The organism is Pseudomonas sp. PONIH3, assembly GCF_002934345.1.
Lineage (GTDB): Bacteria > Pseudomonadota > Gammaproteobacteria > Pseudomonadales > Pseudomonadaceae > Aquipseudomonas > Aquipseudomonas soli.
The window spans coordinates 5,263,613-5,279,865 of record NZ_CP026386.1 but is presented as its reverse complement, the minus strand read 5'-3'; the positions used below and the strand labels follow the sequence as shown (position 1 = coordinate 5,279,865).

Sequence of the window (16,253 nt, the reverse complement as noted above, 5' to 3'; positions counted from 1 at the left end):
GATGCCAAAGTGCCCGCTTGAGGTGCACAGCCAATGATTACAGGGTGTGAATGCCCCGGGACGGGGCGTAATAGCCGGTGGGAAATGGCGGATTTCCGCCCGATGGCGGAAATCGTACAGGGCAGGTTGGCGGATTTCCGCCCAGCGCGCGCCTACAAGTCTTGCGCGATTTCAATCGAGCCGGAAAGCGATGCGGAACGCAGCCCCGCCCAATTCGGAGTCGCCCAGGCTCAACTCGGCGTCGTAGCTGTCGATGATGTCCTTGACCACCGCGAGGCCGATCCCCTGCCCGGGGTGCTGGCGGTCCAGCCGCTCGCCGCGTTCGAGAATGCGCTCACGCTGGTCGGGCGGCACACCCGGGCCGTCGTCCTCGATCCACAGCTCCAGTTGCCCAGGCGCTTCGCGCAGGCTGACCCGCACCTGTCCCAGGCACAACCGGTAGGCGTTCTCCAGCAGGTTGCCGAGCAGCTCGAGCAAGGCCCCCTGCTCCATCGGCACGCGCGCATCGGCCGGCAGATCGAAACCGACCTCAACGCGTTTGTCGCGATAGACCTTGGCCAAGGTGCTGCACAGGCTGTCGAGCAACGGCTTGAGCTGGACCTGGTGCTTTACCAGGCCACTCTTGCGCAGGCTGGCGCGTTGCAGTTGGTAGTCGATCTGCTGGCTCATGCGCTCGATCTGGCTCTGCAGCACCCGCGCCTGCTCGCGGTCGCCCTGCTCCATGCTCTCGCCCACGCCCTGCAACACCGCCAGCGGGGTCTTCAGGCTATGGGCCAGGTCGTCGAGCGAGTCGCGGTAGCGCTGGCGCTGTTCGCGCTCGCTGCGCAGCAGGCGGTTGAGCGAGCCGGTCAGGCGCAGCAGCTCGCGCGGGTGCTCGCGGCTCAGTCCATCCCTGGCGCCGCTCTCCACGTCATCCAGCTCGGAGCTGAGCCGGCGCAGCGAGCGCAGGCCCCAGGTCAGGCCGGCCCACAGCAGCACCATCAGCGCCAGCAGCGCCGCGCCGAAGCCGAAGTAGAGCTTCTCGCGCAGGCCATTGAGGGTGTCCTGGTATTCGCGGACCGGTTGCAAGGCAACGATGCTGAACGCCGCGCTCTTGCCGCCAAGCAGCTTGACCTCGACGTCATAGACGAAGAACTCCTCGCCGTCGTCCTGGTGAATACGCGCGAATTCGTTGCCACGTCCGTCATAGCGCGGGTGGTAGTTGATGTTGCGGTTGCGCGTGGCCCGCGACTGCCACACCAGCTTGCCCTGGCGGTCGAAGATGTAGCCGAGCAAGCCTGTATACGGCAGGTTGAAGCGTTCGTCCGGCAGCAGCGCCGGCATCTGCAACTGGCCACGCTCTATGCGCGCAGCTGAAATCAGTGTGGTCACGTCCGAGGCCAGGCGCTGCTCGATGGACTCCTGCAACGCCAGGCTGAAGGCCTTCTGCAGCGCCGGCAGCAGCGCCAGCATGAACAGCAGCGCCAGCAACGCCGCCGCCAGCATCAGGCGCACCCGCAGCGAGCGGATCATCGGCAGCGCTCGGTGAACAGGTAGCCCAGGCCACGCACGGTATCGATCGGCTTGAAGCCGTTGTCGCCCTCGAGCTTGCGGCGCAGGCGGCCGACCAGCACCTCGATGACATTCGGGTCGCGCTCCTCGTCGTCCGGGTACAGCTGTTCCATCAGGCGGTCCTTGGCCACCACCTGCTGGTGATGACGCATGAGGTACTCGAGGATGCGGTATTCATAGGCGGTCAGCGCCAGCGGTTGCTCGTCCAGGGTCGCCTGCTTGCGGTTGAGGTCGAGCACCAGCGGGCCGGCGGCGATGGTCGACTGGGTAAAGCCGCTGGAGCGGCGCAGCAGGGCGTTCAGGCGCGCCTCCAGCTCTTCGAACTGGAACGGCTTGACCACGTAATCGTCAGCGCCGGCGGCCAGGCCTTCGACCTTGTCCTGCCAGTTGCCACGGGCGGTGAGAATCAGGATCGGGAAGGTCTGGCCAAGGTTGCGCAACTGACGGATCAGGTCCAGCCCGCTCATGCCCGGCAGGCCCAGGTCGATCACCGCCAGGTCATGGTTGTACTGCTCGGCCTGGTACAAGGCTTCCTCGGCGTTGGCCACCGCCTGCACCACGTGGCCGCCCTCGCCGAGGCGGGTGAACAGGTGATGACGCAGCAGCGCCTCGTCCTCGACCACCAGCAATTTCATGCAGTTCTCCTTCCAATAGCGAATGCCTGTACCGGCCTCATCGCGGGGCATCCTCGCGATGAGGCCGGTACAGGATAACAGCGACCTCAGAACTTGTAGCTCGCCGCCAGGTAGGTCTGTGCGCTGCTGGTCAGGCGCAGGGTGCCGTCCTTCGGCCCGCCGTGGGCGCCGATCTCGGTGGCGGCGTTGCTGCGCAGGTAACGGTAGCCCATCTCCACCGAGGCCTTGTCGGTGATTTCCTGGATCACGCCGGCCTGCAGGCCCACGGCATAGCCGTAGTCGGTGTCGCGGCTGGCGCCCGGCGAGTCCTGGGTCAGCTTGGTCATGCCCAGGGTGCCGCCACCGAACAGCTTGGTGGTATCGCCCACCGGCAGGAACAGGTCGTAGCTGCCGAGCAGGTTTTCCTGGCGCAGCTTGACGCCGCTGTGATCGCCCGAGACGTTGTCGTAGGTCATGTAGTAGCGGCCCTGGTCGTTGATCTTGCCCAGGCGCACGCCCCAGGTGCTGTCCTTGCCGATGATGCCGTCGGCGTTCAGGCCGTCGGTGTTGCGTTGCAACAGGCCGGACTTGCGCACTTTGTCGCTGGTCTGGCCGTAGGTCAGGCTGGCGAAATTGTCATCGGCCTGGGCGGCGGTGGTGAGGCCGGCGGCGCAAACCGCCATGGCGGCGATCAGGGTATTGAGCGTTTTCATGGTTCAGGTACTCCGGGTTGGATGCGTTGTTTCTGTCTGGGGACTAGAGTAGGGAGGGCGCCCTGAACCCCTGCTGAACCCGGCCTGAACCTGGGCTGAACGAACCGAACAAGGAGCTCGACCATGCGTACCCTGCTTGCACTGGCCCTGTTGTGCGGCGCCACCCTCGCCCAGGCGGCGGTGCAGACCCGCGAGATCCGCTACCAGGACGCCGACGGCACTGCGCTGATCGGCTACTACGCCTACGACGACGCCATCAAGGGCAAGCGCCCGGGCGTGGTGGTGGTGCATGAATGGTGGGGGCTGAACGACTACGCCAAGCGCCGCGCCCGCGACCTCGCGGCGCTGGGCTACAACGCCCTGGCCATCGACATGTACGGCGACGGCAAGAACACCGAGCACCCGCAGGATGCCCAAGCGTTCATGGCCGCGGCGATGAAGGACCCAGCGGCCGCCGCCCGGCGCTTCGATGCCGGGCTGGAGCTGCTGAAGATCCAGCCCAACACCAACAAGCACCAGCTGGCGGCCATCGGCTACTGCTTTGGCGGCAAGGTGGTGCTGGACGCGGCGCGCCGCGGTGAGAAGCTCGACGGCGTGGTGAGCTTCCATGGCGCGCTGGTGACCCAGACGCCGGCCAAGCCGGGGGTGATCCGGGCCAAGATCCTGGTGGAGCATGGCGAGGCCGACAGCATGGTCACCCCGCAGCAGGTGGCGGCGTTCAAGGCGGAGATGGATGCGGCCAAGGCCGACTACAAGTTCGTCGGGATCCCGGGGGCCAAGCATGGCTTCACCAACCCGGATGCCGACCGCTTGAGCCATGGCGAGCATGGCGGGCCGGATATCGGCTATGACAAGGCAGCTGACGAGAGCTCGTGGAAGGATATGCAGGCGTTCTTGAAGGATGCGCTCGACTGATGATCGCCGAGGCCGCTTTGCAGCCCTTTCGCCGGCAAGCCGGCTCCCACAAAAAGATGGCGACGCCCCCCCTGTGGGAGCCGGCTCGCCGGCGAAAGGGCTGCGCAGCAGCCCCAAAATCTGTGCTCCACCACCAGCCACCAGGCTGGCACAATACCCGCCATGAACAGACTCCCCACCTGCTGCGCCCCGCTCCAGCACCACTGGCCCCTGCCGCGCCCGGTCCCTGGCGCGGTGCTGGTCAGCTGCGCCTTCGACCCGGCCAATCTCGCGCCGGACGATTTCCAGCGCGCCGGCATCGAACAGACCGCCAGCCTGCAACGCTCGGTGGCCAAGCGCCAGGCCGAGTACCTGGCAGGCCGAGTCTGCGCCCGTGCAGCCTTGCAACATCTGGATGGCCGCGACTACGCGCCCGCTACCCACGAAGACCGCTCGCCGATCTGGCCCGCCGGCATCCACGGCTCGATCACCCACGGCCAGGGCTGGGCCGCCGCCGTGGTCGCCGCTGACGGCCAATGCCGTGGCCTCGGGCTGGACCAGGAAACCCTGCTCGGCGAGGACCGCGCCGAACGCCTGGCCGGGGAGATCCTCACCCCCGCGGAACTCGAACGCCTGGACCGCAGCCAACAGGCCCTGGCCGTGACCCTGACCTTCTCGCTCAAGGAAAGCCTGTTCAAGACGCTCTACCCACTGACGAAAAAGCGCTTCTATTTCGAGCACGCCGAACTGCTGGAATGGTCCGCCGACGGCCACGCGCGCCTGCGCCTGCTCACCGACCTGTCGGCCGAATGGCACCACGGCGTCGAGCTGGATGGCCAGTTCTGCCTGCAGGACGGCCACCTGCTCAGTCTGATCAGCGTTTAGTCGCGTGGCTGCTCCCGCGGCCAGCTCAGGCTGAAACACGCCCCGCCCAACTGCTCGCTGTGCCCGACCAGGGCGCGGCCGCCGTGCCAGTAGATGATCCGCCGCACGATCGACAGCCCCAGGCCATGCCCGCCCGAGGCCCGGGTGCGGCTGTCGTCGAGCCGGGTGAAGGGGGTGAAGATGCGGTGCCACACGCCCTCGGGAATCCCGGGGCCGTCGTCCTCCACATCGATGCGGCAACGTTGCTGCCCCAGGTGATAGCTCACGCGCACTTCGGATTCCGCATGGCGCATGGCATTGCGCACCAGGTTCTGCAGGGCCCGGTGCAGGTAGCGCGGCTCGGCCTCGACCCGGGCGTCGCCGCCGTCGAGCCCGTGGCATTCGCCACGCACCACCCGCACCTCGGCGCGCAGCGGTGCCAGCTCCTCGATCACCCGCGCCAGCAGCTCGTCCAGGTCCACCACCTGGAAATGCAAGGCCGGCGCGCCCTGCTCCAGGCGGGCGTAGGTCAGCATCTCGTCGACCAGCTTGTCCAGATCCTGGATATCGCCGTCCATGCCCGCCAGGTGCTTGGCCCGGGCCTCGTCGCTGCCGGCGCTCTCGATCATCTCCAGGCCGAAGCGCAGCCGCGCCACCGGCGTGCGCAGCTCGTGGGACACCGCCCGCACCAGCTCGCGCTGCATGGTCAATGAACGCTGCAGGTGCTCGGCCATGCCGTTGAAGGCCTCGGCCAGACGCCCCACCGAGTCGGCATCGCCGGCCGGCACCCGGGTGTCGAGGCTGCCCTGGGCGATGCGCGTGGCCGCCACCTCCAGGCCCGACACTCGCCGCTCCAGCTGGCGCACCAGCAGGTAGACCACCAGGCCGATCAGGCACAGGCCGAGAAAGGCGATGAGGATCAGCAACTGCGGCGGATAGGGGTTGAGCTGATACAACGGGCCGATCTCCAGCACCCAGGGCGAACCGGACAACCCCGAGAACACGCGGATCGAATCGCCGTCCCTGCCCAGGGCCATCACCGTATCGCCCTCCTCCACCCGGCGTCGCTGGTCGTCGTCCAGGGCGGCGCGCTCGATGCGCTGCAAGGCGATGTCGAAACCGAAGCCCTTGCTCTGCCGCAGCTGCGCCAGGCGCGCCTGCTGCTCGGTCACCGGGTAGCGCACCAGTTCGTCGGCCAACAGATAAAGGGTGGCGCGGGCCAGCTGCTCGCTGATCTGCTTGACCTCGGCCACCAGCAGCAGGTCCTCGTGGCCAACCCGGCGCAGCACCCGGGCAGCATGCGGGCCGGTCTTCTCCACCACCACCAGGTCACGGTACAGCCGTGCCCGCTGCCCGCCGTCGAGGGTAAAGGCCGACAGCGGTTGCAGGTCCAGCGGCACGCCGAGCAGGCGCTCCCAGATCACCAGCGAACGGGTGCGCTCCACCGCGTTCTGCTGCGCCAGGTTGTCGGCCATCAGGCTGAAGGTGCCCTGGGCCAGGCGCTCGCGGTGCTGGCCGGCGCGGATTTCGTTGAGCAGGTGCAGGCTCAGCACACCGAGCACGGCCACCAGCACCAGCACCGCGAGCATGCCGCCATAGATGCGCAGGAAGATCGAGTTCATGGCGCCTCGCCGACGAACAGGTAGCCCTTGCTGCGCAGGGTCTTGATCAACCGCGGGGTGATCGGGTCGTCGCCGATCTTGGGGCGGATCTTGGAGATGCGCACATCGATGGAGCGATCCTGGCCGTCGTAGCCGACGCCGCGCAGCGAGGTGAAGATCTCCTCGCGGGACAGCACGCGTCCGGCGTTGCTGGCCAGCAGCCAGAGCAGGTCGAATTCGGCGCCGGTCAGGTCGACCAGTTGGCCGTGCAGGCACGCCTCGCGCTGGCGGCTGTCTATATGCAGGGGCCCGAAGGTCAGGTCCTGGCGGCGCTCCGGGGCGTCGCTGCGGCGCAGCAGGGCATTGATACGCGCCAGCAGCACGCGCGGGCGCACCGGTTTGCACACGTAGTCGTCGGCGCCCAGGTCCAGGCCCTGGATCTGGTCGAGCTCGTCGCTGCGGGCAGTGAGCATGAGGATGGGGCCGGCGTACTGGCCGCGCACGCGGCGGCAGATGCTCAGGCCGTCTTCGCCGGGCAGCATCAGGTCGAGGATCACCAGGTCCGGCTGGCTGTCGATGATGCGCCGCGCGGCGCGGCCACCGTCGCCCTCCACCGCCACTTCGAAGCCGTTGGCCTGGAGGTATTCGGCAGTCAGTTCGGCCAGGCGCTGGTCGTCCTCGACGATCAGGATGCGATTGATTGGTTGGTCCATGGCCTCCCCTTCTTCTGTTTATTGTCTGGCCTTGTGTTATCCGTGCCGGCCTTATCGCGGGGCCAGCACAACCCTTTGATTGCAGAGCAAATCCGCCTTCACCAAAGCGCAACATCAGCCCCGGATACTACGTCCCGCCCCCACCCCTGCCAACCACCGCAAACAGCCCTCGACTGAACCGTTTTTTGTGATAGGGTGCGCGCCCTAAAAAATCTTCGCGGCGGCGTAGCACAGGCAAAAAATCGTGCAAACCTCTTGGGACAAGGCCTACAGCGAATACCCACGGATGACTCACAAAGTACCCACAAGTTATCCACAGGCGCCGACCTTGCAAAGCCCCCTGGACCGCATTATCTTGTATCCCCATCGCAGCGAACCACTAGATATTGGGTTTTGCGCAAAATCACAAACACAAGTCAACAGGCAAATTCAAGCGAATTTTCTGGCTGAACTTAAGGTGATTTCAACAGCCAAACCGCTCCTGCGGAGGGCGACCGAGGCAAGCCGCAGACGGCCTTGTTCGGGTATGAGTGTTGCAGGCAAGGCCCGCACTCATCAGCAACAGATTTTGGGTACGCCCAGAACCTTTGACTTCGGCCAGGGAGCGGCAGGTTACTGCCCCTAATTCCTGAGTCTGTCCCGAAGTCGGTAAGCCCGAGCGGGCGGATGCGTGTGCTTCACGCGCATCCCCGCCCGGGCCATCGAGCAAGTGGACGGAACGGTGGCGCCCGACAACGGCGCCTGAACAAACTAGAAACTGTGGAGACACCCACCCATGCAAACCGACACAACTCGCGAGAACCCGCAGGCCAAGGCGCCTCAGGCCGCCGATTCGAACCAGGATCTGGCCGCCACCGCCCCTGGCCAACTGCGCGTGATCAAGCGTAACGGCACTGTCGTCCCCTACACCGACGACAAGATCACCGTTGCCATCACCAAGGCGTTCCTCGCAGTTGAAGGCGGCACCGCTGCCGCCTCGTCGCGCATCCACGACACCGTCGCGCGCCTGACCGAGCAGGTCACCGCCACGTTCAAGCGTCGCATGCCATCGGGTGGCACCATCCACATCGAAGAAATCCAGGACCAGGTCGAACTGGCCCTGATGCGCGCCGGCGAGCAGAAAGTCGCCCGTGACTACGTCATCTACCGCGACCAGCGTGCCAAGGAGCGTGCTACCCGCTCCAACGCCGACAGCGTGGTCGAGCCGCACCCAAGCATCCGCATCACCCTGGCCGACGGCAGCCTGGCGCCGCTGGACATGGCGCGCCTGAACACCATCATCAGCGAAGCCTGTGAAGGCCTGGCCGAAGTCGATGGCGAGCTGATCCAGCGCGAAACCCTGAAGAACCTGTACGACGGCGTCGCCCTGAAGGACGTCAACACCGCCCTGGTGATGACCGCCCGTACCCTGGTCGAGCGCGAGCCGAACTACTCGTTCGTCACCGCCCGCCTGCTGATGGACACCCTGCGTGCCGAAGGCCTGGGCTTCCTGAACGTCGCCGACAGCGCCACCCACCACGAGATGGCCGACCTGTACGCCAAGGCCCTGCCGGCCTACGTCGAGAAAGGCGTCGAGTTCGAACTGCTCGACCCGGCGCTGAAAGGTTACGACCTGGAGCGCATGGGCAAGGCGATCAACCACGAGCGCGACCAGCAGTTCACCTACCTGGGCCTGCAGACCCTGTACGACCGCTACTTCATCCACAAGGATGGCGTGCGCTTCGAGCTGCCGCAGGTGTTCTTCATGCGTGTGGCCATGGGCCTGGCGCTGGAAGAGAAAGACAAAGAAGCCCGTGCGATCGAGTTCTACAACCTGTTGTCGTCCTTCGACTACATGGCCTCGACCCCGACCCTGTTCAACGCCGGCACCCTGCGTCCGCAGCTGTCGAGCTGCTACCTGACCACCGTGCCGGACGACCTGTCGGGCATCTACCACGCGATCCACGACAACGCCATGCTGTCGAAATTCGCCGGTGGCCTGGGTAACGACTGGACTCCGGTGCGCGCCCTGGGCTCGTACATCAAGGGCACCAACGGCAAGTCGCAAGGCGTCGTGCCGTTCCTGAAAGTGGTCAACGACACCGCCGTCGCCGTGAACCAGGGTGGCAAGCGCAAGGGCGCCGTATGCGCCTACCTGGAAACCTGGCACCTCGACATCGAAGAATTCATCGAGCTGCGCAAGAACACCGGTGATGACCGTCGTCGTACCCACGACATGAACACCGCCAACTGGATCCCTGACCTGTTCATGAAGCGCGTCTTCGATGACGGCAAGTGGACCCTGTTCTCGCCATCGGAAGTGCCTGATCTGCACGACCTGACCGGCAAGGCCTTCGAAGAGCGCTACGAGTACTACGAAGCCCTGACCGAGTACAACAAGATCAAGGTGTTCAAGACCATCCAGGCCAAAGACCTGTGGCGCAAGATGCTGTCGATGCTGTTCGAGACCGGCCACCCGTGGCTGACCTTCAAGGACCCGTGCAACCTGCGCAGCCCGCAGCAGCACGTGGGCGTGGTCCACAGCTCGAACCTGTGCACCGAGATCACCCTGAACACCAACAAGGACGAGATCGCGGTCTGCAACCTGGGCTCGATCAACCTGCCGAACCACATCGTCGATGGCAAGCTGGACACCGCCAAGCTGCAACGCACCGTGAACACCGCCGTGCGCATGCTCGACAACGTGATCGACATCAACTACTACTCGGTGCCGCAAGCGCGTAACTCGAACTTCAAGCACCGCCCGGTCGGCCTGGGCATCATGGGCTTCCAGGACGCGCTGTACCTGCAGCACATCCCGTACGGCTCCGATGCTGCCGTCGAGTTCGCCGACAAGTCGATGGAAGCGGTCAGCTACTACGCGATCCAGGCTTCCTGCGACCTGGCCGACGAGCGCGGCGCCTACGAGACCTTCCAGGGTTCGCTGTGGTCCAAGGGCATCCTGCCGCTGGATTCGCAACAGATCCTGATCGAGGCCCGTGGCCAGAAGTACATCGACGTCGACCTGACCGAGAGCCTGGACTGGGCCCCGGTGCGCGAGCGTGTACAAAAAGGTATTCGTAACTCGAACATCATGGCCATCGCGCCGACCGCGACCATCGCCAACATCACTGGCGTGTCGCAGTCCATCGAGCCGACCTACCAGAACCTGTACGTGAAATCGAACCTGTCGGGCGAATTCACCGTGATCAACCCGTACCTGGTCCGCGACCTGAAGGCCCGCGGCCTGTGGGACTCGGTGATGATCAACGACCTGAAGTACTACGATGGTTCCGTGCAGCAGATCGAGCGTATCCCGCAAGAGCTGAAAGACCTGTACGCCACCGCGTTCGAAGTCGAGACCAAGTGGATCGTCGATGCCGCCTCCCGTCGCCAGAAGTGGATCGACCAGGCCCAGTCGCTGAACCTGTACATCGCCGGCGCTTCGGGCAAGAAGCTGGACGTGACCTACCGCATGGCCTGGTACCGTGGTCTGAAGACCACCTACTACCTCCGTGCCCTGGCCGCGACCAGCACCGAGAAGTCGACCATCAACACTGGCAAGCTCAACGCCGTGTCGAGCGGCGGCGACAGCGCCCCGGTCCAGGCCGCGGGCCCAGCCCCGGTACCGAAGGCCTGCGCCATCGACGAGCCGGATTGCGAAGCCTGCCAATAAGGCCTTCGCAGAGGCTACCCCCGGGTAGCCTCTTTTCTGCGCCACGGCGCAGAACCCTGTGGGAGCTGGCTTGCCAGCGATGAGGCCGGCACTGCCAGCACCTCCCCACAGCCAGACATAACAAGCCGGGGCCCAACGCCCCGGTCAGCCCTCCCCGGGCACTCCAGATTTGCGTGCACCGCACCGCAACCAAGATCCACCGGCCATACTCATTGATGGCCCTCAAGCAGGAGATCTCACCATGCTGAGCTGGGACGAATTCGACAAAGAAGACGGCGAAGTCGCCGCCAAAGGCAACACCGCCGCACAGGCCGCTGCCACCACCACCCTGGACAAGCTCGACAGCGCCGGCGGTGCCGCCGCCCTGGAAGCCCGCGCCGCCACCGCCGCCGACTCCGACGCGGTCAAACGCGCCAAGGCTGCCCTGGACGCCCTGGACATCGCCGAAGGCCTGGCCGAGCTGGAAGGCTCCTCGGCCCGCGTCGCCGTTGACGAAAAGCGCATGATCAACTGCCGCGCCGACCTCAACCAGCTGGTCCCGTTCAAGTACGACTGGGCCTGGCAGAAGTACCTCGACGGCTGCGCCAACCACTGGATGCCGCAAGAGGTCAACATGACCGCCGACATCGCCCTGTGGAAGAGCATGGACGGCCTGACCGAAGACGAGCGCCGCATCGTGATGCGCAACCTCGGCTTCTTCTCCACCGCCGACTCCCTGGTGGCCAACAATCTGGCCCTGGCCGTGTACCGCCTGATCACCAACCCCGAGTGCCGCCAGTACATCCTGCGCCAGGCCTTCGAAGAGGCGATCCACACCCACGCCTACCAGTACTGCATCGAGTCGCTGGGCATGGATGAAGGCGAGATCTTCAACATGTACCACGAGATCCCATCGGTCGCTAAGAAAGCCGCCTGGGGCCTGAAGTACACCCGCGCCATCTCGGACCCGGAGTTCAACACCGGCACCGTCGAAACCGACAAAGAGCTGCTGCGCAACCTGATCGCTTACTACTGCGTACTGGAAGGCATCTTCTTCTACTGCGGCTTCACCCAGATCCTGTCGATGGGCCGCCGCAACAAGATGACCGGCGTCGCCGAGCAGTTCCAGTACATCCTGCGTGACGAGTCCATGCACCTGAACTTCGGCATCGACGTGATCAACCAGATCAAGATCGAGAACCCGCACCTGTGGGATGCCGCGATGAAGGAAGAGGCTACCCAGATGATCCTGCAGGGTACCCAGCTGGAGATCGAATACGCCCGTGACACCATGCCACGCGGCGTGCTGGGCATGAACGCCGCGATGATGGAGGATTACCTCAAGTTCATTGCCAACCGTCGACTGACCCAGATTGGTCTGAAGGAAGAGTATCCGGGGACTACCAACCCGTTCCCATGGATGAGCGAGATCATGGACTTGAAGAAGGAGAAGAACTTCTTTGAGACTCGGGTTATTGAGTATCAGACTGGTGGGGCGTTGAGCTGGGATTGATCTTAAAGGCTGCCTAATGGCTAATGCCAGTCAGTTAAGCCTCTGAACGAACAGCCTCTTCCTCAAACCGATGACGAGGCTAACGAAAAAACGGCGCTTTCCCAGCAAGGGGAAGCGCCGTTTTTTCTTAACTGACTGGCATTAGCCTAATGGCAGGCTTTAATTTATGCAATCAGAATCAAAAATGAGAAAGAGTCTGTATATGGTGTTTTATAGACTCTTCCTTAACGACCCCAAGACCTGGATAATGGCCAGTCCTATTTAGTTCGTACAACGCTTCAAGTCCCGCCGTCATGACAAAATCATGTGGATTTGCCGAGCAGTACGCAACTAGCAGCAAAAGTGCCTCCCTAAACTTCCCGCCAGGATCAACTTGTGACTTGACGTCTGTATGGGAGGAAAAGTGCCGAACGTACATATCCATATTACGCGCAACGCTGAGATAAGATAAATGGATAGTTACAACGTAGGCAGGCCCACCCCCAGTAGCATAACGTTCTGGCAAGACAGTGTAATCACCGAACCCTATAACCGACGGTGAAAGCTTGTAATTTAGATGGAGGCGCGAATAGAAAGACTCGATCGGATAATCTAAATTCCGGCTCTTTTTCTCAAATCCATCATGAAAAAGCACTACCGCAGAAAATCCAGCCCAAGTAGAAGAAGAGTTCAAATCTGAGTTTAATGCTACCACCGACGCTCGTTTAAGTTCCAACGCAAGCGCGGCATCAATCACACCTTCAACGTATGCGACAAAAGGTTGCTGAATCGAGCCCAGTAGATTAATAGCAAAAAGATCACCCGCACCGTTAACCTTTACACACGGCAAGAAACGCCCGCCACTGGGTAGAGTTGCCAGAAGCTTACTCAAAGCAACATGAATATTCTGCCTTGGGTAACCTGAATACTTGCCCTGAGAGGGATTAATTACAACCCACAATTCATAGCCAGAAGAAGAGAGCGCCGAAATAGAACTTGCCAACGCATGCAAATCGGTATTAACTGGCTCTAATATTGGACACACATTCCCGACATCTATATGCCCTATCAGCCCCTTTAGCGCAGCTAACTCATGCTGCTTCCCTTTAAGTATTGGGAAATACATAAAGCTTCCTTACTCAGTGTCAATTTTAAATTTTCAATGAGCCGTACCTTGCTATTGACAGAAAGATCAGATTCAATACCAGCCCCAACCAAAGAGCTGGGCAACGAATACAAAAACTCTCTATTCACAGGTCGACTTTTTTTAATTACTCGCCTGAAAGAACGCCTAACTTTATCGCTATCAAACTCGCCCAACAAATTACAGCAAGCTCTAAAAATCTGCGTATTACCCACCTCTGGAATAACACCCCCAAGATCTTCAACCAAAGCAATATACTCGCTTTTCCGTAACGAGCGAATTAAAACCTCAGTATCAATAGGAGTTACTATTTGTTTAGCTGGTCTAACCGCCTTCAGCCCCCCACCTTTGCTAACTCTGATCACGCCTACCTCATCAGGAACGGCATGGACTATAGAGTCGAGATATTTATCTGACGCAACCACATTAACTTTATCAAATATCTTCAGATACGATTCAATCTGTGTTGAGAGACGCCCCAAATTATCATAATCGGTCTTAATCTCATAACAAGACGCAAGTCCATTAACGATCACACAATCAGCCTTATTCCCCCCCACACGAAACTCATTGAACATGGTGGCACCCCCTCCCCCGTGCCTACTCAAAAAAATATTCCTAGCTATCAAATTTTTCAGGCAGTACTCATTCCTGTAATTCTTAATTAAAACTCGAAAACAATAATCAAAAACATCTCCAACAGTGAAATACGGGGGGAGACTCTCTTGATAGCACTTAGCCACACAATTTACAAGCGATAGGTCGCCTCTAGAGACAGAGACAATGTTCCGGCTAGAGAAAAAATCCTTTAACTCATTGATATTCAACATTTTTATAAATCCGTTCCGCTCCAAGGGCTGCGGAATACTGCGAGCACACATGATGGAAATCCGACAATTTTCAGCCATGGAGAGCCTGGACGCAAGAATAAGCGCATCGGAAAAGTGCACCTTCAATTGCGGTGCGATGAAAGGTCTGGACCAGCAGCTAATTTTCAGAAATTTCCCACACCTTCCAATTTGACCCCAAATTCCGTTCGAATCTATCCTTTGTACGGCGCCTAAGAAACGCCTCACGTAGCGGTCGTTCCGCTCCCGACAGATGCGGTTTTTTTGTGCCTGTGGTCTAATCCTGCGCGCGCAAAAAACGTGTTATGTCGGGAGTGGACCAATACAAGACCCGAAAGGGGAATACGTCCGGCCTCTACGTGGGTTTCTTAACTCCCGACACCCAGCCCTAAGAAAGCTGGCAATCACGTAGAGGTAAAGGAAATGCCTATCGAGACTAGCGTTCACAGGCTTTTCGCACATGCGTCACGCCTGCTCCAAACCCTTAGGACCAGGGAGGCCAGCCATGACTGACCTCCACGACTCCACCCTCTTCACCCGCCACAACCGCCCCCTGCACACCCTCTGGCTCGAATCCCAAGCCTGGTTCTGCGCCCACGAACTCGGCCGGATGACCGGGCGCTTCTTCGACGAACACTGCATCCGCAAGCTCGACCCGGACCAGCATCGCACCGTGCAGTTGCTGCGCTACGGCCAGTACGGCGAAACCACCATGGTCAGCGAGTCCGGGGCCTATACCCTCCTCGCCCATCATCACATTCCGGAAAACCGCCACCTGCGCCACTGGCTGACCCATGAGGTGGTGGCGGTGCTGCGCGATGGGCAGGACTCGGCGCTGGAAGACCTGCCGCGCCTGGGCAGGATGTGCTGGCCGGGTGGGCATACGGCGAGCCTGTTGTATTGGCAGAGTGAGCCTTGGGTACGGATGCGGGATATGCCGTTGGTGATGGCGGCGGAGTTGCCCGTGGTGGTACCCGAGCGGCGCAAGCTGAGCTGGAAGGAATGTGCGCAGCGGGCATTGAGGTTACATGGGGTTGGCGATTGAACCCTGCGATCACTGAAAGGGCTGCCATGCAGCCCTGTTCAACCCTGCCCTGACTTCTTCCGGATGCGCTGGCGCTTGGCACCGAGCTCGTAGCGAGCAATGTCGGCTATGCACTCCACCCTCGGCAAAAACAGCGCCTCAAGCTCTTTTCTTCGGCCTAGAACCATCGCCACTCGGATCAGGTTCTCAAAACCGACATTACGTCCCGTTTCAAGGTTGGACACAGTATTGGTGCCGATGCCAGCCCGAGCAGCCACTTCCGCTTGCGACATCTGTTGAGCGAGCCGCTCGGTGCGCAAGCGCTCGCACAGCGCCCTCATGAGTTCACTGGGTTTGGTAAGACTTAAATCCAAATTCATGTGTGTTATCTGAATAGATGGCAGTTAAGGCACAAAATATTGGATTAAGTATTCCACTGCCAGGGAGGGGTCGTCTTTCTGAATGGTCTGACAGCACCGTAAGACTCGGGCAGATTTCGAAAGGGAATTTCTGATGCCTGGGCATGGGAGCGGCTGTGCGCCACAGGGACCTACACCCCGAAGCCGGTGCCACCCTTCGCGGGGCAAGCCCGCTCCCACGCCCTCATCTGCTCACTATGGACTTAGTGAGCAACATCCAACGACATCCGGTACTCGATCACCCCCGGCTTCTCGGCAATCCAGTCATACAACCGCTGCGCAGTCTTGTTGGTCTCCTGGGTATGCCAGTACAACCGGTCGCACCGCTGCTGCCGGGCCTGGTCATGGACGAACTCGATCAGCCGCTTGCCGATCATCCTCCCCCGCGCACTCGGCGACACGAACAGGTCTTCCAGGTAACAGAAATCATTGCGCCCCCAGGTCGAGCGGTGGAACACATAGTGAACAAAGCCGAAGATTTGCTCGCCGTCCGTGGCCACGGCGCAGTGCATGGGCTCGGCCGGGTCGAAGAAGCGCGCCCAGGTGCGCTCGGTGATGGTTGAGCCCAAGTCCACTTGGTAGAAAGCCTGGTATTGCGCCCAGTAGTCGGACCATGCCTGCAGGTCGGCTTGCTTCACTTCGCGTACGAAAACGGGCAGTTGGGTGGTGGTCATTGTTGAAACCCCTTTTGGACAACACAGCTGAATGAGTGAGGGGGCCGGCCTGCCCGTAGCGCTTGCCT

General features: G+C 61.5%; 14 protein-coding genes. 5 read left to right on the top strand and 9 right to left on the bottom strand.

The genetic code is table 11. The annotated features are described in order from the left end of the window. Window positions 1-171: 171 nt before the first annotated feature. The 3 genes from C3F42_RS24425 to C3F42_RS24415 all read right to left on the bottom strand — a co-directional run bounded on the left by C3F42_RS24425 (window position 172) and on the right by C3F42_RS24415 (window position 2,878). Window positions 172-1,512 (bottom strand): ATP-binding protein, encoded by a 1,341-nt coding sequence (locus C3F42_RS24425; protein ID WP_094011800.1) that lies wholly within the window; start codon window positions 1,510-1,512, stop codon window positions 172-174. After that, window positions 1,509-2,186, bottom strand: coding sequence for a response regulator (locus C3F42_RS24420; RefSeq protein ID WP_023632177.1), 678 nt, complete (start codon window positions 2,184-2,186; stop codon window positions 1,509-1,511). The genes C3F42_RS24425 and C3F42_RS24420 overlap by 4 nt, the downstream gene beginning before the upstream one ends. 86 nt (window positions 2,187-2,272) lie before the next feature. Then, the gene (locus tag C3F42_RS24415; RefSeq protein WP_023632176.1) at window positions 2,273-2,878 is read right to left on the bottom strand and encodes an outer membrane beta-barrel protein; all 606 of its coding nucleotides are present in this window, start codon (window positions 2,876-2,878) and stop codon (window positions 2,273-2,275) included. 123 nt (window positions 2,879-3,001) lie between these two features. On the opposite strand from C3F42_RS24415, the gene C3F42_RS24410 reads away from it, so the two are divergent. Beyond that, a complete protein-coding gene (locus tag C3F42_RS24410; RefSeq protein ID WP_104445016.1) occupies window positions 3,002-3,793 on the top strand; it encodes a dienelactone hydrolase family protein in 792 nt (263 codons plus the stop codon). 162 nt (window positions 3,794-3,955) lie between these two features. Continuing rightward, the gene (locus C3F42_RS24405) at window positions 3,956-4,657 is read left to right on the top strand and encodes a 4'-phosphopantetheinyl transferase (RefSeq protein WP_094011798.1); all 702 of its coding nucleotides are present in this window, start codon (window positions 3,956-3,958) and stop codon (window positions 4,655-4,657) included. Here C3F42_RS24405 and C3F42_RS24400 read toward each other — a convergent pair. Next, window positions 4,654-6,258: an ATP-binding protein gene (locus C3F42_RS24400; RefSeq protein ID WP_023632361.1), complete on the bottom strand. Its 1,605-nt coding sequence runs from the start codon at window positions 6,256-6,258 to the stop codon at window positions 4,654-4,656. The two genes, C3F42_RS24405 and C3F42_RS24400, sit on opposite strands and share 4 nt — an antisense overlap. Then, entirely contained in the window at window positions 6,255-6,950 is a 696-nt protein-coding gene (locus C3F42_RS24395) for a response regulator transcription factor (RefSeq protein WP_104445015.1), read from the bottom strand. The genes C3F42_RS24400 and C3F42_RS24395 overlap by 4 nt, the downstream gene beginning before the upstream one ends. A 775-nt stretch (window positions 6,951-7,725) precedes the next feature. On the opposite strand from C3F42_RS24395, the gene C3F42_RS24385 reads away from it, so the two are divergent. Together C3F42_RS24385 and C3F42_RS24380 are read left to right on the top strand one after the other, a co-directional pair. Further along, entirely contained in the window at window positions 7,726-10,605 is a 2,880-nt protein-coding gene (locus tag C3F42_RS24385; protein ID WP_038706633.1) for a ribonucleoside-diphosphate reductase subunit alpha, read from the top strand. 241 nt (window positions 10,606-10,846) lie between these two features. Continuing rightward, window positions 10,847-12,097 carry a ribonucleotide-diphosphate reductase subunit beta gene (locus C3F42_RS24380; RefSeq protein ID WP_038706634.1) on the top strand — a complete coding sequence of 417 codons (1,251 nt, stop codon included), beginning with the start codon at window positions 10,847-10,849 and terminating at the stop codon, window positions 12,095-12,097. A gap of 178 nt (window positions 12,098-12,275) precedes the next feature. On the opposite strand, the gene C3F42_RS29485 is transcribed toward C3F42_RS24380, so the two are convergent. Together C3F42_RS29485 and C3F42_RS29480 are read right to left on the bottom strand one after the other, a co-directional pair. Continuing rightward, window positions 12,276-13,202 (bottom strand): sce7725 family protein, encoded by a 927-nt coding sequence (locus C3F42_RS29485; RefSeq protein ID WP_158659589.1) that lies wholly within the window; start codon window positions 13,200-13,202, stop codon window positions 12,276-12,278. Beyond that, entirely contained in the window at window positions 13,163-14,050 is an 888-nt protein-coding gene (locus C3F42_RS29480) for a sce7726 family protein (RefSeq protein WP_158659588.1), read from the bottom strand. The genes C3F42_RS29485 and C3F42_RS29480 overlap by 40 nt, the downstream gene beginning before the upstream one ends. A gap of 523 nt (window positions 14,051-14,573) precedes the next feature. On the opposite strand from C3F42_RS29480, the gene C3F42_RS24375 reads away from it, so the two are divergent. After that, the gene (locus C3F42_RS24375) at window positions 14,574-15,113 is read left to right on the top strand and encodes a Bro-N domain-containing protein (protein WP_104445014.1); all 540 of its coding nucleotides are present in this window, start codon (window positions 14,574-14,576) and stop codon (window positions 15,111-15,113) included. A gap of 38 nt (window positions 15,114-15,151) precedes the next feature. On the opposite strand, the gene C3F42_RS24370 is transcribed toward C3F42_RS24375, so the two are convergent. After that, window positions 15,152-15,472, bottom strand: coding sequence for a helix-turn-helix domain-containing protein (locus C3F42_RS24370; protein ID WP_023628809.1), 321 nt, complete (start codon window positions 15,470-15,472; stop codon window positions 15,152-15,154). A gap of 242 nt (window positions 15,473-15,714) precedes the next feature. After that, the gene (locus tag C3F42_RS24365) at window positions 15,715-16,185 is read right to left on the bottom strand and encodes a GNAT family N-acetyltransferase (RefSeq protein WP_104445013.1); all 471 of its coding nucleotides are present in this window, start codon (window positions 16,183-16,185) and stop codon (window positions 15,715-15,717) included. Window positions 16,186-16,253 lie beyond the last annotated feature (68 nt).

What these genes read in the sequence shown, in the direction of transcription:
- C3F42_RS24415 (WP_023632176.1), bottom strand. Translation starts at nt 2,878, where the DNA reads ATGAAAACGCTCAATACCCTGATCGCCGCCATGGCGGTTTGCGCCGCC.
- C3F42_RS29480 (WP_158659588.1), bottom strand. Translation starts at nt 14,050, where the DNA reads ATGTTGAATATCAATGAGTTAAAGGATTTTTTCTCTAGCCGGAACATT.
- C3F42_RS24400 (WP_023632361.1), bottom strand. Translation starts at nt 6,258, where the DNA reads ATGAACTCGATCTTCCTGCGCATCTATGGCGGCATGCTCGCGGTGCTG.
- C3F42_RS29485 (WP_158659589.1), bottom strand. Translation starts at nt 13,202, where the DNA reads ATGTATTTCCCAATACTTAAAGGGAAGCAGCATGAGTTAGCTGCGCTA.
- C3F42_RS24405 (WP_094011798.1), top strand. Translation starts at nt 3,956, where the DNA reads ATGAACAGACTCCCCACCTGCTGCGCCCCGCTCCAGCACCACTGGCCC.
- C3F42_RS24425 (WP_094011800.1), bottom strand. Translation starts at nt 1,512, where the DNA reads ATGATCCGCTCGCTGCGGGTGCGCCTGATGCTGGCGGCGGCGTTGCTG.
- C3F42_RS24375 (WP_104445014.1), top strand. Translation starts at nt 14,574, where the DNA reads ATGACTGACCTCCACGACTCCACCCTCTTCACCCGCCACAACCGCCCC.
- C3F42_RS24365 (WP_104445013.1), bottom strand. Translation starts at nt 16,185, where the DNA reads ATGACCACCACCCAACTGCCCGTTTTCGTACGCGAAGTGAAGCAAGCC.
- C3F42_RS24370 (WP_023628809.1), bottom strand. Translation starts at nt 15,472, where the DNA reads ATGAATTTGGATTTAAGTCTTACCAAACCCAGTGAACTCATGAGGGCG.
- C3F42_RS24420 (WP_023632177.1), bottom strand. Translation starts at nt 2,186, where the DNA reads ATGAAATTGCTGGTGGTCGAGGACGAGGCGCTGCTGCGTCATCACCTG.
- C3F42_RS24410 (WP_104445016.1), top strand. Translation starts at nt 3,002, where the DNA reads ATGCGTACCCTGCTTGCACTGGCCCTGTTGTGCGGCGCCACCCTCGCC.
- C3F42_RS24395 (WP_104445015.1), bottom strand. Translation starts at nt 6,950, where the DNA reads ATGGACCAACCAATCAATCGCATCCTGATCGTCGAGGACGACCAGCGC.
- C3F42_RS24380 (WP_038706634.1), top strand. Translation starts at nt 10,847, where the DNA reads ATGCTGAGCTGGGACGAATTCGACAAAGAAGACGGCGAAGTCGCCGCC.
- C3F42_RS24385 (WP_038706633.1), top strand. Translation starts at nt 7,726, where the DNA reads ATGCAAACCGACACAACTCGCGAGAACCCGCAGGCCAAGGCGCCTCAG.